The sequence below is a fragment of the Mesorhizobium sp. WSM4887 genome (assembly GCF_029625865.1).
Lineage (GTDB): Bacteria > Pseudomonadota > Alphaproteobacteria > Rhizobiales > Rhizobiaceae > Mesorhizobium.
The window spans coordinates 14,666-33,464 of the sequence record NZ_JARTVP010000010.1 but is presented as its reverse complement, the minus strand read 5'-3'; the positions used below and the strand labels follow the sequence as shown (position 1 = coordinate 33,464).

Genomic DNA, 18,799 nt, shown 5'->3' with positions numbered 1-18,799 from the left:
GGCCTGACCGGCCGAGAATTTGTGGGGCGCGCCGCGTCGTTTCGCGGCGCGCCATTACCCTTATTCGGCCGCGCCGTTATTCGGCAGCATCGGGCAGCCGCACGGCAGCGTCTTCGAACTTGGTGTTCTCCAGTTCGACATTGAGGCCGAGGGAGCGCATCTCCTTGACGAGAACGTTGAAGCTCTCGGGAATGCCGGCTTCGAACGTATCGTCGCCGCGCACGATCGCCTCGTAGACCTTGGTGCGTCCGGCAACGTCATCCGACTTCACCGTCAGCATCTCCTGCAGCGTATAAGCGGCGCCGTAGGCTTCCAGCGCCCAGACCTCCATTTCGCCGAAGCGCTGGCCGCCGAACTGCGCCTTGCCGCCCAGCGGCTGCTGGGTGACGAGCGAGTACGGGCCGATCGAGCGCGCGTGGATCTTGTCGTCCACCAGGTGGTGAAGCTTGAGCATATAGATGTAGCCCATCGTCACCTTGCGATCGAACGGCTCGCCGGTGCGGCCGTCATAAAGCTGCGACTGACCGCTGGTGTGCAGGCCCGCCTGCTGCAGCATGGTGTTGATGTCGGCTTCGTGCGCGCCGTCGAACACCGGAGTCGCGATGGAGACGCCGCGGCGCATCTGCTCGCTCAGGCGAATGATGCTCTCGTCGTCATAGTCGCGGACCGGCTCGTTGCGGTCGTTGGAAGGCATGAAGCTTTCCAGCGTCTTGCGCAGCGGCTTGATGTCGCCGCCAGCCTTGTAGGCGTCGATCAGCTCGCCGATCTTCCTGCCCATGCCGGCGCAGGCCCAGCCCAGATGCGTTTCCAGGATCTGGCCGACATTCATGCGGCTTGGCACACCCAGCGGGTTGAGCACGATATCGGCATGCGTGCCGTCCTCAAGGAAAGGCATGTCCTCGACCGGAACGATGCGCGACACCACGCCCTTGTTGCCGTGACGGCCGGCCATCTTGTCGCCCGGCTGCATCTTGCGCTTCACCGCCACGAAGACCTTGACCATCTTCATGACGCCCGGAGGCATCTCGTCGCCGCGCTGCACCTTCTCGACCTTGTCCATGAAGCGCTGCTCGAGCGCCTTCTTGGAGTCGTCGTACTGGCCGCGCAGGGCTTCCAGCTCGCTCTGGAGCTTTTCGTTCTCCACGGCGAACTGCCACCACTGCGAGCGCGGATACTCGTCGAGCGTGTCCTTCGACAGCTTCGAGCCCTTCTTGAAGCCCTTCGGCCCGGCAATCGCTTCCTTGCCGACCAGCATGTCCGACAGGCGCGAATAGACGTTGCGGTCGAGGATCGCCTGCTCGTCGTCGCGGTCCTTGGCCAGACGCTCGATCTCCTCGCGCTCGATCGCCATGGCGCGCTCGTCCTTCTCCACGCCGTGGCGGTTGAAGACGCGCACTTCGACGACCGTGCCGAAGGTGCCCGGAGGCATGCGCATGGAGGTGTCGCGAACGTCCGAGGCCTTTTCGCCGAAGATGGCGCGCAGGAGCTTCTCTTCCGGCGTCATCGGGCTTTCGCCCTTCGGCGTGATCTTGCCGACCAGGATGTCACCCGGCTGCACTTCCGCGCCGATATAGACGATGCCGGCCTCGTCGAGGTTCTTCAGCGCTTCCTCCGAGACGTTCGGAATGTCGCGCGTAATCTCCTCCGGTCCGAGCTTGGTGTCGCGGGCCATGACCTCGAACTCCTCGATGTGGATCGAGGTGAAGACGTCGTCGGCCACGATGCGCTCGGAGAGCAGGATCGAGTCCTCGTAGTTGTAGCCGTTCCACGGCATGAACGCGACCAGCACGTTGCGGCCGAGCGCCAGATCGCCGAGCTCGGTCGAGGGACCGTCGGCGATGATGTCGCCCTTGTTCACCCGGTCGCCGACACGCACCAGCGGACGCTGGTTGATGCAGGTGTTCTGGTTCGAACGCTGGAACTTCATCAGCCGGTAGATGTCGACGCCGGACTTGCCCGGGTCGAGATCTTCCGTGGCGCGGATAACGATACGGGTGGCGTCCACCTGGTCGACCACGCCGCCGCGGCGGGCGCCGATGGCGGCGCCTGAGTCACGGGCCACGACCGGCTCCATGCCGGTGCCGACGAACGGCGCCTCGGCGCGCACCAGCGGCACGGCCTGACGCTGCATGTTCGAGCCCATCAGCGCGCGGTTGGCGTCGTCGTTCTCGAGGAACGGGATGAGGGCCGCGGCCACCGACACCATCTGCTTCGGCGACACGTCCATCAGGTCGACGTTCTCGCGCGGCGCCATCATCACCTCGCCGGCGTTGCGGCAGATGACGAACTCGTCGACAAAGCTGCCGTTCTTATCGAGCTCGGCGTTGGCCTGCGCGACGTGGTGCTTGGCCTCCTCCATCGCCGACAGATAGACGACCTCATTGGTCAGCTTGCCGTTGACGATCTTGCGGTACGGGCTCTCGATGAAGCCGTACTTGTTGACGCGCGCGAAGGTGGCGAGCGAGTTGATCAGACCGATATTCGGGCCCTCCGGCGTCTCGATCGGGCAGATGCGGCCGTAATGCGTCGGATGCACGTCGCGCACCTCGAAGCCGGCGCGCTCGCGGGTCAGACCGCCCGGTCCAAGCGCCGACAGGCGACGCTTATGGGTGATCTCCGACAGCGGGTTGGTCTGGTCCATGAACTGCGACAGCTGCGAGGAGCCGAAGAACTCGCGCACGGCGGCGGCCGCCGGCTTGGCGTTGATCAGGTCCTGCGGCATGACCGTGTCGATCTCGATCGAGGACATACGCTCCTTGATCGCGCGCTCCATGCGCAGCAGGCCGACGCGGTACTGGTTCTCCATCAGCTCGCCGACCGAGCGGACGCGGCGGTTGCCGAGATTGTCGATGTCGTCGATCTCGCCCTTGCCGTCGCGCAGCTCGACCAGCGTCTTGACCACGGCCAGGATGTCTTCCTTGCGCAGCACGCGCACGGTGTCCTCGGCCTTGAGCTCGAGGCGCATGTTCATCTTGACGCGGCCGACAGCCGACAGGTCATAGCGCTCGCTGTCGAAGAACAGCGAGTTGAACATGGCTTCGGCGGTCTCGAGCGTCGGCGGCTCGCCCGGACGCATGACGCGGTAGATGTCGAACAGCGCGTCCTGGCGGCTCTCGTTCTTGTCGACGGCGAGCGTGTTGCGGATGTAGGCGCCGACATTGACGTGGTCGATGTCGAGGATCTGGATCTCGTCCTCGCCGGTGCCGAGCAGCACCTTCAGCGTCTTCTCGTCGATCTCGTCGCCGGCCTCGAGGAAGATCTCGCCGGTGGCGTAGTTGACGATGTCCTCGGCCAGGTAGTTGCCGAGCAGGTCCTCGTCGGTCGCCTTGATCGCCTTGAGACCCTTTTCGCCGAGCTGGCGGGCCTGGCGGGCGGTGATCTTCTTGCCGGCCTCGACGACGATCTCGCCCGTGTCGGCGTCGACCAGGTCGCCGACAGCCTTGAGGCCGCGGAAACGCTCGACGTTGAACGGGATGCGCCAGTGGTCGCCGGCGCGCTTGTAGGTGATCTTGTTGTAGAAGGTCGACAGGATCTCTTCGCCGTCCATGCCGAGCGCCATCAGCAGCGACGTCACCGGGATCTTGCGGCGGCGGTCGATGCGGGCGTGGACGACGTCCTTGGAGTCGAACTCGATGTCGAGCCACGAGCCGCGATAAGGGATGACGCGCGCGGCAAACAGAAGCTTGCCCGAGGAGTGCGACTTGCCCTTGTCGTGGTCGAAGAAGACGCCCGGCGAACGGTGCATCTGCGAGACGATGACGCGCTCGGTGCCGTTGACGATGAAGGTGCCGTTCGACGTCATGAGCGGCATATCGCCCATATAGACGTCCTGCTCCTTGATATCCTTGATCGACTTCGCGCCGGTATCCTCGTCGATATCGAACACGATGAGGCGCAGCGTCACCTTCAGCGGCGCAGCATAGGTCAGGTCGCGCTGACGGCATTCGTCGACGTCGAATTTCGGTCCTTCGAACTCATACTTCACGAATTCCAGCATCGAGGAGCCGGAAAAATCGGAGATCGGGAAGACCGACTTGAAAACAGCCTGCAGCCCCTCGTCCGGACGCCCGCCCTTGGGCTCGTCCACCATCAGGAACTGGTCATAGGATGCCTTCTGAACCTCGATCAGGTTCGGCATCTCCGCAACTTCCGGGATCTTCCCGAAGAACTTGCGTACGCGTCTGCGGCCATTGAAAGTCTGGGTCTGGGCCATCGTCGCTCCTTAGCTCAAAACTCGGGGCGAACCTCGCCGCGGTTCGCCTTGCACCAACGGGCCGCTCGCCGGCCGCCCCTGTCTGTTTTCCGGCCGCCGTTCCAATTGCTTGGCGGCTGCCGGTAAAAACGGGAGAAAACCCGCTTCCTGAAGGCCGCTTCCGGCCCTCAGGAAAGAGGTTTTCAAACGTCTCGCGCAACGAAGCCTCCCTTTCGTCAAGGGAGGGGGCGGCCGGCGCGAGGCCGTCCGCCCTCAACCATAAGGCTTACTTCAGCTCGACCTTGGCGCCAGCTGCTTCCAGCTGAGCCTTGAACTTGTCGGCATCGGCCTTGGAAACGCCTTCCTTGACCGGCTTCGGAGCCGCCTCGACCAGGTCCTTGGCTTCCTTGAGGCCAAGGCCGGTGATGGCGCGGACTTCCTTGATGACGTTGATCTTCTGGGCGCCGGCGTCGGCGAGAACGACGTCGAATTCCGTCTTCTCTTCAGCCGGAGCAGCAGCAACGGCAGCGCCACCGCCAGCAGCGGCGACCGCCACCGGAGCAGCAGCAGAAACACCCCACTTCTCTTCCAGGAGCTTCGACAGCTCGGCCGCCTCGAGGACGGTCAGCTTCGAAAGGTCGTCTACGATCTTTGCCAGATCAGCCATTTGTGTATTCCTTTACTTGGTTCGAACGTGTGTTGTTGACAGCGAGGAACGGCCTCATGCCGCCTCGTCCTTCCGGGCGTAAGCGCCGATGACGCGCGCAACCGAAGCCGCGGGCGCATTGACGATCTGGGCGATCCGGGTTGCCGGCGTGGCGATCATGCCAACCAGCTTGGCGCGCAGCTCGTCGAGCGACGGCATCGTGGCGAGTGCCTTGACACCGTCGGCGTTGAGCGAGGTCGAGCCCATTGCGCCGCCGAGAATGATCAGCTTGTCATTCCCCTTGGCGAACTCGGACGCGATCTTCGGCGCCGCAACCGGATCCTCCGAATAAGCGATCAGCGTCTGTCCCTTGAACAGATCGACGATCGATGCGGAGTCCGTGCCCTGAAGAGCGATCTTGGCGAGACGGTTCTTCGCGACTTTGACGGTGCCACCGGCGGCGCGCATCTTCGACCGAAGGTCGTTCATTTGCGCGACGGTGATACCGGCGTAGTGGGCCACGACGACTGAACCCGCGCTCGAGAACGCCTCGTTCAGGCCCGTGACGAGTTCGCGCTTTTCCGCTCTGTCCACTGCCTATCTCCAGTTGACCCCTGCCTCATTCTCGAGGTCAGAAGTCGGGTTGCCTTTTGCCGGCCGGGCCATCCTAATCGTGGATCTCCCGAACGGCGCTCGAGGATCCTGCCCCCTTTTCGCCCACCGACGGCAAGCCGGCGATGTGCTGACAAAAGGCAAACACGGTTCGAACCTTTCATTGGAGCTTGTCGCTCCTTTGTCGGGTCTTCACCCGTCTCATGCAGGCCCAAGTGAATTAAGGCTTTTGGGCCGCCTGCAATCTCGGACAGGATATCCGGAAACCTTTCGGCTTCCGGGGTACCGGGCCGCCGACGGATCGGCGGTCCGGAATTCTTCTTTGTTGGAGCATGATCTTTTCCGAAATCCACTTTTCGGGATCATGCTCTAGCGACCGGCCTGAAGCCGGCCAGACGACGCTTACGACGCGGCGAGCGTCGCGATGTCGAGCTTGAGGCCGGGACCCATCGTCGAGGTGACCGACACCTTCTTGACGTAGTTGCCCTTGGCGCCGGCGGGCTTGGCCTTGTTCACCGCATCGGCGAAGGCCCGCACATTCTCTTCCAGCGCCTTGACGTCGAACGAGACCTTGCCGACGCCGGCCTGGACGATGCCGGCCTTCTCGACGCGGAACTCGACGGCGCCGCCCTTCGAGGCCTTGACGGCGGCCGCGACATCGGGGGTCACGGTGCCGACCTTCGGGTTCGGCATCATGCCGCGCGGGCCGAGCACCTTACCCAGACGGCCGACCAGCGGCATCATGTCCGGAGTAGCGATGCAGCGATCGAAATCGATCGTGCCCTTCTGGACGATGTCGACGAGGTCCTCGGCACCAACGATATCGGCGCCGGCGGCCTTGGCTTCTTCGGCCTTGTCGCCGCGCGCGAACACGGCGACGCGCACCGACCGGCCAGTGCCGTTCGGCAGGTTGACAACGCCGCGGACCATCTGGTCGGCATGGCGCGGATCGACGCCGAGATTCATCGCGACCTCGACCGTCTCGTCGAACTTCACCGTGGACCGGTCCTTCAGCAGCTGCAGCGCCTCAGAGAGCGCATAGGCCTTGTTCGGGTCGATGCCTTCACGGCTCTTGGCAACACGCTTTGCAATCTTTGCCATGATCTTAGCCCACCACTTCCAGGCCCATCGAGCGGGCGGAGCCCTCGACCATGCGCATGGCCGCTTCGACGTCGTTTGCGTTGAGGTCCTTCATCTTCTGCTCGGCGATCTGGCGCACCTTGTCGCGCGAGATCGTGCCGGCCTTGACCTTGCCCGGCTCTTTCGAACCAGACTTCAGGTTGGCGGCCTTCTTCAGGAAGTAGCTCACCGGCGGCGTCTTCATGACGAAGGTGAACGACTTGTCCTGGTAGTAGGTGATGACGACCGGGATCGGCGAGCCCTTTTCCAGTTCCTGGGTCTGCGCGTTGAACGCCTTGCAGAACTCCATGATGTTGATGCCGCGCTGACCAAGCGCCGGGCCGATCGGGGGCGACGGCGTGGCCGAGCCCGCGGCAACCTGGAGCTTGAGCTGGCCTGCAACTTTCTTAGCCATCTCTATTCCTGCCTTTTCTCATGCCGGGAAAACCGGCGGTTGCAGTCTGGTGGTGCGGTTCCAGCGGCCGGCTAAGCCGCATTCGCCTCCCACCCGCTCATGGCAGCGCCATTCCTTCGCGCCGCCGATCCCTTCGCCTGTCGGACGGGGACCTTCGGATCAGCCCTTTTCGACCTGTCCGAATTCGAGATCGACGGGCACCGCGCGCCCGAAGATCGAAACTTCCACCTTGAGGCGCGCCCGCTCCTCGTCCACTTCCTGGACGAAGCCGTTGAACGACGCGAACGGACCGTCCGAGACGCGGATCGCCTCGCCGATCTCGAAGGTGACCGACGGCTTCGGACGCTCGACGCCTTCCTGAACCTGGTTCAGGATGCGCTGCGCCTCGGCTTCAGTGATCGGCACGGGCTTGGAGTCACCGAGGAAGCCGGTGACCTTCGGCGTGTTCTTGACCAGCGAGAATACGGCGTCCGTCAGGTTGGCCTTCAAGAGCACATAACCGGGGAAGAACTTGCGTTCCGCATCGACCTTGCGGCCGCGGCGTATCTCGACGACCTTCTCCGTCGGCACCACGATCTGCTCGATCTCGCCCGACAGGCCCTTCTGCTTGGCCTTGTTCTCGATGTCCTCGGCGACCTTCTTCTCGAAGTTCGAATAAGCGTGGACGATGTACCACCGCGTCATTTCACGACCTCTCCGTAATCGCCGAACTTAATGTCCGAGGCCCAGAATCCACTCGATCGCATAGCCCATGGCTATGTCGGCGGTGAAGAAGAAGATCATGGCGATGAGCGCAAAAACCAGGACCATTACCGTCGAGATCATAGTCTCGCGGCGCGAGGGCCATGTCACCTTGGCCGTCTCCGCGCGAACCTGCTGGAGAAAGGTGAAAGGGTTTGTGGTTTTCGAAGCCATCTGCCGCCTGTCTTCAAGACCCGTTGGCCGGGTCTCCTGGATGATCCCGCTGGCCGGGACGTGCCGCCTGGACTTCGTGCCGGCGCCGAATCAGCACCACCATTTCGCCCACGCAAATCAGACGCGTAAAGCCGGCTTCCCAGCTCCACGCGTCGCGTGTCTGTTCAGTCTACATAAAACCGATTCTTGGTCCACGCAAGTGGCAAGTGTTCCGCTTTATGTTTTAGCGCCGCCTCGGAACCATCCAGTCGTCCCGTCCCGGCTATGCGGGGCCTTATGCCCCAGTTTTCGCTAGATGGCAAGCCGCCCCCGGTTTTCAACGGCGGAGCGCACCCACCTTCAGTCTGCCATGGGAGGTGGCACGGGCAGCAGGGCTCGAACCTACGACCTGCGGTTTTGGAGACCGCCGCTCTACCAACTGAGCTATGCCCGTATACGGGCGCTGCTATTTCACAAAGCCGATGAGAACTCAAGAGCCCTTTTGAGACGCGTCGGCCGGAAGCGCCGATCGCAGCCATCCAAGCCCCAGGCCCCATGCGCAGATCACGAGTTCAAGCGCGAAAGTCCAATGCAGAACGAAGTTCAGGACCCAGTTCCCATGGCTGGCCGGAACCGCCACGAGCTCAAACGGGCGATGACTGAACGGCGCCAACCACATGATCGGCGATGCCACCGTGTCGAGCGCCATATGCACCATGGCTCCGGCTAAGAAGATGGCGATCGACGGCAGACGCCGCGACCCCAACAACCGACCGACCGACACGCCTACCGTCCCGATCGTGGCCCAGAACAACGGCCAATGCGTGATGTAGGCATGATGGTGCGTGCGACCGCCATCGATCAGGTAAAAATAGAGCATGTCGATGTCCGGGATGACGCTGCCGAGCATTGCGGCAGCCACCACATCGGATGCCTCCCGTCGCCGTCTTCGCGCGAGCCTTCCCAGAATATAGCCCGATGGGAGATGGGCAATCAGCATGCAAGGTCGTCTCACATTGATGCAACGACCCTGCGGTGTCTTTGCGGCGTCATCTTTTCGGAATTTTGCAGAAACCCAGCATCTTCGGCTACGATTTCCCGGCCGGCGGCTTGTAAGGCCCGCCCGGCACGCCCCAGCCCCAGCTTGGCATTGGCTCGGTCTCAGGGTCGCAAGTCTCGCCGAGATTGGAATTAATCTTGGCCAGCCGCGATCCCCACTCGACATAGCCCATCAAAGCGGAACGGAACTCGGGATCGTCCGGCAGGCCGGCTTCGTCCGCCGCGTCCGCCAGAAGGTTGATCCAGCGCCGGCGCTGCTCCTCGGTCAGATGCTTGCCGAGATGATGCCTGACCATCTCGCGGTGGCCACCATGCCGTCCGCTGTAGGTCTTCGGCCCGCCGAAAACCTCGCCGATGAAGGCGGCGACATGCGCCGGATGGTCCGGCGACATGTGCCTGAACACCGGACCGACGATCGGGTCCAAGGTCACTCTGTTGTAAAAGATCTGCGTCAGCCGGTTGAGCGCCTCGCTGCCGCCGGCCCATTCGAACAAAGTCGGGACGCCCTCGCTCATCTCCGGTCCTCCTACGTTTGAGCCTAGAAGGATAGCGGGAAGCTCGGAGCCGGCTCAACCTGCCTCCATGGCCAGTGCTGGCATGGCGCCGAATGCTGCTAAAGCTTGGCCGGCGATTCCGCTTCGGCGTTGGCGGACGGCAGAACCCGGCAGTTATCGGGTTTTGGCGAAGATTTGCAGATAGTGGCGCCCGTCAGAGCGTCTACCGACTGGCGGCTGGTGGTGAGCCCGAACCCCGCCAATTCGTCCTGGCTGAGCTCCCTGTGCTTGGCGGATTGGGCCGACTGCATCGCGACGAACAAGCCCGAACCGATCGCCATCTCCTCGAGATACGACCGGACCTTGTCTTCCATGCCCATGGAATGCACCAGGAAACGCGTATCGGCGCCTACCAAGCGCCTGGTGCCGCCGGCGATCATCAGCACGCAGGCTGTATCGCATTCGGCGCCGGCTTCAACGGTGAGACCATTATGAAGGTTGTCCTTGGAGACGCACCCTGCCGTACCGGGATCGCAATCGAGAAAATCCGTCCGGGCGACCGCAACATCCAATCTGCGCTCGCGGATCAGCCGGCCGGCGGCGAGCGCGCCCTGGACATCGCCGCCCTGTGAGTTGAGGACGATGGGCAGCCTGCGCCCGCCGACCTTGTCCAGCAGCTCGCGCAGCCTGTCGGGCGTGCCGGCAACGATCGTTCCCTCCGCCGAAATCCATTCCGGACAATCGGGGTTGCAGAGCGGATTGCTGCCGCGAACGAGGATGAAACGCATTTCCTGCTGCGGCTTTGGCGGTGATGCTGCCTCCGCCGGCTGACTGTAGGCCTGTTTGACTGCGACCGTCGCCACCTCGGCCGGCTTGGCCTTGCCATTGGCCGGTATCTCGCGGCAGTTCGCTGGCACCGGATCGCGCCGGCATATGGCTGCTTCGGTCATCAGGTCGAGGGAATCGAGGCTGGTGACGAGCTTCATCTCCAGCATATCGTCGGGCTCGATCTGCCTTATGTCGCTGGCCGGCGTCGCTTTCATCACGTCCAGCACGCCCTGCCCGATACCCATTTCTTTCAGATAGCCGGACAGCCGTTTCTCGACCGCCTTGCTCATCTCGTAGGTCTTGTAGCTGCCGGCATTCTTGCGGCTGACGACCTTGGTGCTGAGGACCTTCTTCTTGCCGTTCACAATTCTGTAGGTGGTGCGGTAGAGCAGCTTTTCCCTGTGATATGTCGTGGTGATCTGATGAACCCCGAGAAAAGCCCACTCGCCGACCACACGGCGGACGCCGCCGGCAAACATCAGGGGACATGCGGAATTGCACATGGCGCCGCTGTCGTAGGCGATGCCGGAATACGGCGTGTTCTTACTGTCGTTGTCCCGGCAGTTCTTCATTTCGGGCGAGCAGCCGGAAAACCCCGTAGTGCCCACGGCGATGTCGAGCTTGTTCTTACGGATCATACGGCCGAGTTGGAGCGCGGCGTCGACATTGCCTCCAGGAGAACTGACGACGATCGGCAGTTGCCGGCCGCCGAGCGTCTTCAAGAGGCGCTTGAACCGCGCCGGCGTGCCGGCCTCGATGCTGCCTTCGGCAGAAATCCATTCCGGGCAGTTCGGCTCGCAGCCTGGCGCGCTGCTGCGCACCACGACGAAGCGCATGGCAGGGCCGTAATCCGGCGGCGTTTCCTTCGCTGCGGCGGCAAACGCGGTAAGCCCAATAGCGATGGCCAGCCCGAGCCGAACCAGCCCTAGCGGCCACGAAATACCCTTTGAAAGGAACGCGGAAATCACGCCTGCCAAGCCCTCGGTCCAACCCATACTAGTTACGGCGACGATGCTTGCAATAGAATTGAAGAGGGTGCGAGCAATGCCAGCCTGACGGCTGCTGCCTCGACTTCGTCGCGACAACGCTAAAGTTCTGGCGGCGTCTTTGCCTGGGCGTTGGCGGAGGGCGGGAGCCGGCAATTGTCCGGCTTTGGCGAGGACCTGCAAATGGCGGGGCCAGTCAGCGTGTCCGATGTGTCCGGCCCGGTCACCAGCCCGACCTTGAGCATTATATCGGGTTCAAGCTGACGCTCGACTGAACTCTGATCTATCGCTGCGAACAGGCCTGGGCTGATCGCCATCTCGTCCAAATAGGCTTCGACAATCCGCTTCTGCCCCATCGAGGACACGCTGAGCCGCGCCTTGGGGTCGACCAGCCGCCTGGCGCCGCCGGCGAGCATGAGTGCGCAGGCTGAATCGCACTCCACTCCGAATTGGCTGATCAGCCCGACATAGGCGCCATTGTCGTCCAGACAGCCTGCCCCGGGCGGGTTGCAACCCAGGATATTGGTGCGGGCGACGACGACGTCTAGCTTGCGTTCGTGGATAAGCCGCCCTGCGGCCAAGGCGCCGAACAAGTCGCCGCCTCGTGAGCTGATCACAACGGGGAGCCGCGGGTTGTCGAGCGCGGCGAGCAACTGGCGAAGTTTTTGCGGGGTTCGAGGGGTGATCGCGCCTTCCGCCGAAATCCATTCCGGGCAGTCGGGATCGCAGAGCGGATCGCTGCCGCGAACGACCACGAAGCGCATCTCCGGCGCCGCATTTCCTGCCGCTCCTCGAAACGGCACGGCAGTCGGGGCTTTGGCTGGCTTGGAAGATGGAGCTTCCGCCTGTCGAGAAGGTGCCGGCTTTGCCGTCGTTACAGCGGCCGGCCGGGCATCCTCCGCTATTTCCCGGCAATTCGGAGCCGGTTTGTCACCCATGCACAGGATCACTCCGGTGAACAGCTCCACGGTGTCTGTGCTGGTGGCCAGTTTCATCGTTAGCATGTCGTGGAGGGTGATCCGCTGAATGTCGCTCGCCGGCGTGGCTTTCATTTTGTCGAGGACACCCTGCCCCACGCCCATCTCTGCCAAATAGGCCGAGATTTTCCGCGCGAACCCTTTGCTCATCTTATAGGTCTTGTAGCTTCGGCCTTCGGTGACGGTCTCCGTTGTGACCTGATATCTTTTGCCCCGAATGGTTTTATAGGTGGTTCGAAAATGCCTTGTGGAGGGGAACCAAGTGGCGGTGATCTGATGAACACCCAGATAGGCCCAGCCACCGGCTACGCGGCGAACGCCACCTGCGAACATCAGGGGACATGCAGAGTTGCACATGGCGCCGCCATCAGACGCCACGCCGAAATAGGCAACGCCCTTGCCGAAGCTGGCCCCGCAGCCCTCCGTTCCCGGCCAACAATCGGAAAACTCGGTCTTGCCGATCGCGATGTCGAGCCCGTTCTTCCGTATGATGCGACCAAGTTGAAGTGCGGCGTCGACATCGCCGCCAGGGGAATTGACAATGATCGGCAGTTTGCGGGTGCCGAGCTTTTTCAGCACTCGCTTGAGCAGAGCCGGCGTGTCGGCAGTGATGGCGCCTTCCGCTGAAATCCATTCCGGACAATTGGTCTTACAGCCGACTGCACTGCTACGCGCAAAGATGAACCGCATGTCCGAAAAGCCGTCGGAAGACGGGCCGTTCAAAATGAACGTATCGGGCCATGCCCGTATGAGGACGTCATCGGCCTTTGCTGCAAAGGCCACCACCACAATAGCAAGCACCGGTGCCCGGCGAACCAGTATGCGAAACCATTTTGATGTGCAGTTTAAATGATGCCCCGAAATCATGATTGGCGACGCCCCCTGCCGCAATCGATAATAATTGCGGCAGTGGTGCATGCAATAGCTTCGAAGCAACCGTGCTGCATTTATGCTGCACTGTGCAAGTAAACGAAAAAGGGCGGCCCGAAGACCGCCCTTTCCTTGTCGAGCCGGCAAGTGCCGGATCGATCATTCTTTGATGGTGACGACGATGCCGGCACCGACGGTGCGGCCGCCTTCACGGATGGCGAAGCGCAGCTTCTCTTCCATCGCGATCGGCACGATCAGCTCGACGTCGACGGTGATGTTGTCGCCGGGCATCACCATCTCGGTGCCGGCCGGCAGCGTCACGATGCCGGTCACGTCGGTGGTGCGGAAGTAGAACTGCGGCCGGTAGTTGGTGAAGAACGGCGTGTGACGGCCGCCCTCGTCCTTGGTCAGGATGTAGGCTTCGGCCACGAACTTCTTGTGCGGCTTCACCGAACCCGGCTTGGCCAGAACCTGGCCGCGCTCGACACCCTCGCGGTCGATGCCGCGCAACAGCGCGCCGATGTTGTCGCCGGCCTGGCCCTGGTCGAGCAGCTTGCGGAACATCTCGACGCCCGTGCAGGTGGTCTTGGCCGTCGGACGGATGCCGACGATCTCCAATTCCTCGCCGACCTTGACCACGCCGCGCTCGACGCGGCCGGTCACGACCGTGCCGCGGCCCGAGATCGAGAACACGTCCTCGATCGGCATCAGGAACGGCTTGTCCAGCGGACGGACCGGCGTCGGGATGTAGGCGTCGACCTGCGCCATCAGCTCGCGGATGGCGTCCTCGCCGATGGTCTTGTTCGAATCTTCCAGCGCGGCCAGAGCCGAACCCTTGACGATCGGAATGTCGTCGCCGGGGAACTCGTTCTTGGTCAGCAGCTCGCGAACCTCGAGCTCGACCAGTTCCAGAAGCTCGGCGTCGTCGACCTGGTCGACCTTGTTCAGGAACACCACGATCGAGGGCACGCCGACCTGGCGGGCCAAAAGGATGTGCTCGCGGGTCTGCGGCATCGGGCCGTCGGCGGCCGAAACCACCAGGATCGCGCCGTCCATCTGCGCGGCGCCGGTGATCATGTTCTTCACATAGTCGGCATGGCCGGGGCAGTCGACATGGGCGTAGTGACGGTTGGCCGTCTCGTACTCGACATGCGCCGTCGAGATGGTGATGCCGCGCGCCTTCTCTTCCGGCGCCGCGTCGATCTGGTCATAGCGCTTGTATTCGCCAAAATACTTCGTGATCGCCGCCGTCAGCGACGTCTTGCCATGATCGACGTGGCCGATCGTGCCAATGTTCACATGCGGCTTGGTGCGCTCGAATTTACCTTTTGCCATAGTCTCTTTCCTTGGGCGGCCTTGACCTTCAGTTCAGTCGAATGCGGGGCGATTAGCGACAACGGCCGCAAAACACAAGTGCCTTGTGGTTGAGCGTTGTCTCGCTCGAGCCGAACCAATGATCTGATTTCAGGGTATGGCGCGGATATAGGATCGCGACAGGCGAATTCAAATCCGCGCGTCTTGCCTCGGCTAGCTCATCGACAGTTTCGCACGGGTAGACGCCCGATCGGCCGGAACTGGCCCATTGCCGCCCCGATCCGCCTCTGATTTCTTCAGCCAATGCAATTCCTTCCGGCAAATATCCGCGGCCCGCTGTTCATGATCGTCTCGACGGGATCCTACCTCGTCAATGACACGATGATGAAGCTCGCGACCGCAGGGCTGCCGCCTTATGAGGTGCTGCTGCTGCGTGGCGCGGCCGCCACACTGTGGGGCATGCCGCTTCTGCTGATGCTCGGCTATAGCAGGCAGATCCCGCTGCTGTTCGAACGCAAGGTGCTGCGCCGGAACCTTTGCGAGCTGGCGGCGATCCTTTGCTACGTCGTGGCGTTGGCCAACATGCCGATCGCCGATTCGACGGCGCTCGGGCAGATCACGCCGCTCATCGTGCTGGTCGGGTCCTCGCTCCTTTTCGGCGAGAAGATCGGCGCCGTGCGAATGGCGCTGATTAGCCTAGGCTTTGTCGGCGCCGTCATGGTGGCGCAACCGACGATGCAGGGCATTTCCATCTATGCCTTGCTGGCGCTGGGCAACGCGGCCCTGGCCGCGGCGCGCGACCTCGCCGGACGTAAGGTGGGCGCCGAGGTGCCCGGCATGATCGTCGCCATCTCCGCCGTGGTTGTCGTGCTGCTCGGCTCAGGTGTCGCACACCTTGTCTCGGAACAGTGGGTGATGCCGGAGGGCCGTCATCTCCTTTTGCTTGCCGGCGCCGGCCTGTTCCTGATCTTCGGTCACTTCTTCATCTTCATGGCCTATCGCGTCGGACCGACAAGCGCGGTGGCGCCCTTCTACTATTGCTTCACCGTCTGGGCGGTGATTTCCGGCCTTTTGGTGTTCGGGCAGCTCCCCAACGCGCTCGCCGTCTGCGGCATTCTCCTGGTGATCGGCAGCGGCCTCGCCATCGTCTCGCTCGACGAGCGAAGGAGGCGCTTGAGCGTTGTGGCCTGAGGTCGTCCGGACTGAAAAGCTGAACGCTACAGCCCCACCCTTTTCTTCAACGGACGTTTGGTAAGGAATCCGACGAGGTTGCGCAGCGTGCGCGGATAGACCAGGCGGCCGTTGCGAAAAGCGGTCAGATCGCCGGCGACATGCAGCGAGGACGTCTCATCGGGATCGCCTTGGGGGATGCCTCCCCATCGTTCCGGATCGTAGTAGTCGACAAGGAAACCGTAGTCGTAGCGGCAGAAGCGCATCGCCTTTCTGAACGCCGCGGGGGACAGATCCGAGGGACTGACCTTGCCCCGGGCTGCCTGCAGCCGCGGCATAGAGACTGTCTTGCCGCTGACCGTGGACAGGAAGGCGCCGACCTTGTCCATGTCCTCGAATTTGAAGACGTGCTCGAACAGGAACAGGCTGGAACCGATGAAGCGGCGTGGCGAGGCGACGTGAAAGTGGATGTCCCCTGAGCACGCGCAGTATTTTTCGATGTTGAGGATGAAGGTATCGGGATCCGGGTTGGTCGGCAGCCCAAAGCTCTCGAGCAACTCGAGGTTGGGCGAGCGTGACCGTAGGACATCGGTGTCCAATATCCTGCTGGAATAAGCCGAGAGCAGCCGCTCCAGCGGATCACGAACGATCGTGAATTTACCGCTGAGGCCGTCATAGACCGGCTCGAACGGATCGGCCCAATTGGTTGCAATTTGACTGTGGACGTCGTTGTCCGGGTCAAGCAGAGTGGCTTCCTTGCCGCCGAGCGCCATCAGCGCATATTTGACGCTGCTGGTGCCGCTTTTCGGGATTGGATAATAGGTGACCGGAAGGCCTTGAATCTGGACCGCCATCGCCGTTCCGCCCCACGCCATCCAATGCCAATACGCAGCGCGGTCGCGTTCGACGACCAGCGCTCGGCTGACGATCCCACCACGGCGATCGAGCCGTGGTTTCGCCGATCGTTCGACCGTTCTACAGCGTGCGCCTGCCGGAGAACTGGTGATAAGCCCAGAGCACGACGACCGAGCCGATGACGGCGACAATCAGGCTCCAGATGTTGAGGCCGGTGACGCCCGATGCGCCGAAGGCGCTGAAGATCACGCCACCGACGATAGCGCCGACGATGCCGAGCACGATGTCCATGATCAAGCCCTGACCGGTCTTGTTGACGATCTTGCTGCCGATGAAGCCGGCGATCGCGCCGAGAATGATCCAGCTGATGATGCCCATTTCTTCCCTCCAATCCCCTCGCTGCCAATCATTTTCATATGATCGTCAAAAGCTCAAGACAGCTTGAAAATCCCCCCGGTTGAGCCATTCTGGCGCCGGGTGGACTTGGTTGATAGGAGATCCATGATGGGCCTTTTTGACAACGCCGTTCCCGGCGGCAACATCACCAAACCCCTGATGATCGCGCTCGGCGCGCTGCTGGTCGGCAAGATGCTGAGCGGCAGAAGCGAGGAACAGCCGGCCGAAGCTCAGGCCCCCGCCCCAACTCCCGCCGGAACCTCCGCCGATGGCGGCCTGCTCGGCGGACTGGGCGGGCTGCTCGACAGACTGCGAGACGCCGGCCACGGCGGCGTAGCCGATTCCTGGGTCGGCACCGGCCAGAACCGGCCGATCAACGCCAACGATCTCGGCTCGGCGCTGGGGCCGGCGGTGATCCGCGAGATCGTGCAACGGACCGGCATGAACGAGCAGGAGCTGCTGCAGCAATTGTCCACGGCGCTGCCCGGCGTTGTCGACAAGCTGACGCCGAACGGCCAAGTCCCGCCACAACATCAGGTGACATCGGCTTTCAACAGCTAAGCACAAGACAGATCGAACACGCCGCGCGCCACGGGTGCTCGGCGTTCATTTGAGGCATACGACGAAGAAAATCTGGAGCGGGTAGCGGGAATCGAACCCGCATATTCAGCTTGGAAGGCTGCTGCTCTACCACTGAGCTATACCCGCCTGCGCTAGCATCGGAAAACAGTGGCACACTTCCGGTGCTTGTCGTTTCAGGGCTTCCGGGCCGGCAGTGGTGGAGAGGGTTGGATTCGAACCAACGTAGGCTAAGCCAACGGATTTACAGTCCGTCCCCTTTAACCACTCGGGCACCTCTCCAGTCTGCCGCCGGAGCCATGCAACGAGGCATTTCAGCCGACCCGGAGCCCGAGTAAGGATCTTCTCCGAAATCAGCGATGCGCCTTATGGCGGCAAGGCCGGTGGGTGTCAACCGGCGCGGCCAGGGTTTTTCTACGATGTTCGGCATTCGTCGCCGCAGCCCGTATCCTTAGCCGGCCGGGACGGTTATAGAGGCCGGCATGAGCGACAACAAAAGCAGCAAACCGGGCACCCCGAAGGATACCCACTACGCCAAGCTGAGGCGCGCGCATCGCGACCAGAAGGCGGGCGGCGCGCCGGCATTCCGGCCGCGCCAACCGGTGCCGCCAAGCGAAGGCCCCGCCGACGGACTGGTGCGGCTTTACGGCCTGCACACGGTGCGGGCCGCACTCGACAATCCGCGACGCAAGATCAAAAGAATGCTGGTGACCCGCAACGCCGCCGAGCGTCTGGCGATCGGCGATCTTGCCGCCCTGCCCTTCAAGGCCGAGTTGGTCGAGCCGAAAGATATCGACAAAATCACCGGCTCGGACGCCGTGCATCAGGGCGTGCTGATCGAGGCGGAACCGCTTAAACCCAATCGCCTTGACACGCTCGGCGACACAAAGCTGGTGCTGGTGCTCGACCAGGTCACCGACCCGCACAATGTCGGCGCTATCCTGCGCTCGGCGGTGGCTTTCGGCGCCGGCGCGCTGATCACGACGGCCCGCCACAGCCCGCAAGAATCGGGCGTGCTGGCGAAATCGGCCTCGGGCGCGCTGGAGCACATCGACCAGATCGAGGTGAAAAACCTCGCCGACGCGCTGGGTCAACTGCACGATGCCGGCTTCCAGACGATCGGGCTCGATTCCGAGGGATCGGCGGAGCTGGAAAAGAGCTTCGCCGGAGGAAAAATTGCGCTGGTTCTGGGCGCCGAGGGCAAGGGCTTGCGCCAGAAGACGCGCGAGACGGTGACGGCGCTTGCCCGCCTGGACATGCCCGGCGCCATCCGCTCGCTCAACGTGTCCAACGCAGCGGCGGTGAGCCTTTATGCGGCCAGGAAATTCATAGCGAATAGCGAATAGCCGAAACACGGCGGCCCGTCGGCCTGCAAATCCCTATTCGCTACTCC

General features: G+C 62.7%; 17 protein-coding genes and 3 tRNA genes. 3 read left to right on the top strand and 17 right to left on the bottom strand.

Annotated elements, in window-relative coordinates; all coding sequences use genetic code 11:
* Positions 1–76: 76 nt before the first annotated feature.
* From rpoB to tuf, 13 genes are all read right to left on the bottom strand, one after another.
* A complete protein-coding gene (gene rpoB / locus P9230_RS26075) occupies positions 77–4,213 on the bottom strand; it encodes a DNA-directed RNA polymerase subunit beta (RefSeq protein ID WP_066989583.1) in 4,137 nt (1,378 codons plus the stop codon).
* 265 nt (positions 4,214–4,478) lie between these two features.
* Complete coding sequence (gene rplL / locus P9230_RS26070) at positions 4,479–4,859, bottom strand: 50S ribosomal protein L7/L12 (RefSeq protein WP_278121112.1); 381 nt, start codon at positions 4,857–4,859, stop codon at positions 4,479–4,481.
* Positions 4,860–4,913: 54 nt separating this feature from the next.
* Entirely contained in the window at positions 4,914–5,432 is a 519-nt protein-coding gene (rplJ, locus tag P9230_RS26065; protein WP_067321493.1) for a 50S ribosomal protein L10, read from the bottom strand.
* Positions 5,433–5,852: 420 nt separating this feature from the next.
* Positions 5,853–6,551, bottom strand: a complete 699-nt coding sequence (rplA, locus tag P9230_RS26060) for a 50S ribosomal protein L1 (RefSeq protein ID WP_066989577.1) — start codon at positions 6,549–6,551, stop codon at positions 5,853–5,855.
* Between the two features lie 4 nt (positions 6,552–6,555).
* A complete protein-coding gene (gene rplK, locus P9230_RS26055; protein ID WP_059189557.1) occupies positions 6,556–6,984 on the bottom strand; it encodes a 50S ribosomal protein L11 in 429 nt (142 codons plus the stop codon).
* A gap of 159 nt (positions 6,985–7,143) precedes the next feature.
* On the bottom strand, positions 7,144–7,668 hold the full coding sequence (gene nusG, locus P9230_RS26050; RefSeq protein ID WP_066989575.1) for a transcription termination/antitermination protein NusG: 525 nt from the start codon (positions 7,666–7,668) through the stop codon (positions 7,144–7,146).
* Between the two features lie 27 nt (positions 7,669–7,695).
* Positions 7,696–7,899, bottom strand: coding sequence for a preprotein translocase subunit SecE (secE, locus tag P9230_RS26045; RefSeq protein WP_066989573.1), 204 nt, complete (start codon positions 7,897–7,899; stop codon positions 7,696–7,698).
* A 357-nt stretch (positions 7,900–8,256) separates the two neighbouring features.
* Positions 8,257–8,332: transfer RNA gene (locus P9230_RS26040), tRNA-Trp, on the bottom strand.
* Positions 8,333–8,368: 36 nt separating this feature from the next.
* Positions 8,369–8,878 carry a metal-dependent hydrolase gene (locus P9230_RS26035; protein ID WP_127216766.1) on the bottom strand — a complete coding sequence of 170 codons (510 nt, stop codon included), beginning with the start codon at positions 8,876–8,878 and terminating at the stop codon, positions 8,369–8,371.
* 88 nt (positions 8,879–8,966) lie between these two features.
* Positions 8,967–9,452, bottom strand: a complete 486-nt coding sequence (locus P9230_RS26030; RefSeq protein ID WP_127404133.1) for a group II truncated hemoglobin — start codon at positions 9,450–9,452, stop codon at positions 8,967–8,969.
* Positions 9,453–9,550: 98 nt separating this feature from the next.
* A complete protein-coding gene (locus P9230_RS26025; RefSeq protein WP_278121211.1) occupies positions 9,551–11,095 on the bottom strand; it encodes a hypothetical protein in 1,545 nt (514 codons plus the stop codon).
* A 251-nt stretch (positions 11,096–11,346) separates the two neighbouring features.
* Positions 11,347–13,089 (bottom strand): hypothetical protein, encoded by a 1,743-nt coding sequence (locus P9230_RS26020; protein ID WP_278121110.1) that lies wholly within the window; start codon positions 13,087–13,089, stop codon positions 11,347–11,349.
* 162 nt (positions 13,090–13,251) lie between these two features.
* Entirely contained in the window at positions 13,252–14,427 is a 1,176-nt protein-coding gene (gene tuf, locus P9230_RS26015; protein ID WP_066989565.1) for an elongation factor Tu, read from the bottom strand.
* Between the two features lie 282 nt (positions 14,428–14,709).
* Between tuf and P9230_RS26010 the strand changes: the two genes are divergently transcribed.
* Positions 14,710–15,597, top strand: a complete 888-nt coding sequence (locus P9230_RS26010; protein WP_278121108.1) for a DMT family transporter — start codon at positions 14,710–14,712, stop codon at positions 15,595–15,597.
* A 26-nt stretch (positions 15,598–15,623) separates the two neighbouring features.
* Here the strand turns inward: P9230_RS26010 and P9230_RS26005 are convergent, their stop codons facing one another.
* A complete protein-coding gene (locus P9230_RS26005) occupies positions 15,624–16,622 on the bottom strand; it encodes a sulfotransferase family 2 domain-containing protein (protein WP_278121105.1) in 999 nt (332 codons plus the stop codon).
* Complete coding sequence (locus P9230_RS26000; RefSeq protein ID WP_066989559.1) at positions 16,552–16,809, bottom strand: GlsB/YeaQ/YmgE family stress response membrane protein; 258 nt, start codon at positions 16,807–16,809, stop codon at positions 16,552–16,554. The genes P9230_RS26005 and P9230_RS26000 overlap by 71 nt, the downstream gene beginning before the upstream one ends.
* Positions 16,810–16,935: 126 nt before the next feature.
* On the opposite strand from P9230_RS26000, the gene P9230_RS25995 reads away from it, so the two are divergent.
* On the top strand, positions 16,936–17,388 hold the full coding sequence (locus tag P9230_RS25995; protein ID WP_127246975.1) for a YidB family protein: 453 nt from the start codon (positions 16,936–16,938) through the stop codon (positions 17,386–17,388).
* Between the two features lie 73 nt (positions 17,389–17,461).
* Here the strand turns inward: P9230_RS25995 and P9230_RS25990 are convergent.
* A tRNA-Gly gene (locus tag P9230_RS25990) sits at positions 17,462–17,535 on the bottom strand.
* A gap of 68 nt (positions 17,536–17,603) precedes the next feature.
* Positions 17,604–17,688 (bottom strand) — tRNA-Tyr (locus P9230_RS25985).
* Between the two features lie 200 nt (positions 17,689–17,888).
* On the opposite strand from P9230_RS25985, the gene P9230_RS25980 reads away from it, so the two are divergent.
* The gene (locus P9230_RS25980) at positions 17,889–18,752 is read left to right on the top strand and encodes an RNA methyltransferase (protein WP_278121103.1); all 864 of its coding nucleotides are present in this window, start codon (positions 17,889–17,891) and stop codon (positions 18,750–18,752) included.
* Positions 18,753–18,799 lie beyond the last annotated feature (47 nt).

What these genes read in the sequence shown, in the direction of transcription:
- rplK (WP_059189557.1), bottom strand. Translation starts at nt 6,984, where the DNA reads ATGGCTAAGAAAGTTGCAGGCCAGCTCAAGCTCCAGGTTGCCGCGGGC.
- nusG (WP_066989575.1), bottom strand. Translation starts at nt 7,668, where the DNA reads ATGACGCGGTGGTACATCGTCCACGCTTATTCGAACTTCGAGAAGAAG.
- P9230_RS26020 (WP_278121110.1), bottom strand. Translation starts at nt 13,089, where the DNA reads ATGATTTCGGGGCATCATTTAAACTGCACATCAAAATGGTTTCGCATA.
- P9230_RS25995 (WP_127246975.1), top strand. Translation starts at nt 16,936, where the DNA reads ATGGGCCTTTTTGACAACGCCGTTCCCGGCGGCAACATCACCAAACCC.
- rplL (WP_278121112.1), bottom strand. Translation starts at nt 4,859, where the DNA reads ATGGCTGATCTGGCAAAGATCGTAGACGACCTTTCGAAGCTGACCGTC.
- P9230_RS26025 (WP_278121211.1), bottom strand. Translation starts at nt 11,095, where the DNA reads ATGCGCTTCGTCGTGGTGCGCAGCAGCGCGCCAGGCTGCGAGCCGAAC.
- tuf (WP_066989565.1), bottom strand. Translation starts at nt 14,427, where the DNA reads ATGGCAAAAGGTAAATTCGAGCGCACCAAGCCGCATGTGAACATTGGC.
- rpoB (WP_066989583.1), bottom strand. Translation starts at nt 4,213, where the DNA reads ATGGCCCAGACCCAGACTTTCAATGGCCGCAGACGCGTACGCAAGTTC.
- secE (WP_066989573.1), bottom strand. Translation starts at nt 7,899, where the DNA reads ATGGCTTCGAAAACCACAAACCCTTTCACCTTTCTCCAGCAGGTTCGC.
- P9230_RS25980 (WP_278121103.1), top strand. Translation starts at nt 17,889, where the DNA reads ATGAGCGACAACAAAAGCAGCAAACCGGGCACCCCGAAGGATACCCAC.
- P9230_RS26000 (WP_066989559.1), bottom strand. Translation starts at nt 16,809, where the DNA reads ATGGGCATCATCAGCTGGATCATTCTCGGCGCGATCGCCGGCTTCATC.
- P9230_RS26030 (WP_127404133.1), bottom strand. Translation starts at nt 9,452, where the DNA reads ATGAGCGAGGGCGTCCCGACTTTGTTCGAATGGGCCGGCGGCAGCGAG.
- P9230_RS26010 (WP_278121108.1), top strand. Translation starts at nt 14,710, where the DNA reads ATGCAATTCCTTCCGGCAAATATCCGCGGCCCGCTGTTCATGATCGTC.
- rplA (WP_066989577.1), bottom strand. Translation starts at nt 6,551, where the DNA reads ATGGCAAAGATTGCAAAGCGTGTTGCCAAGAGCCGTGAAGGCATCGAC.
- P9230_RS26035 (WP_127216766.1), bottom strand. Translation starts at nt 8,878, where the DNA reads ATGCTGATTGCCCATCTCCCATCGGGCTATATTCTGGGAAGGCTCGCG.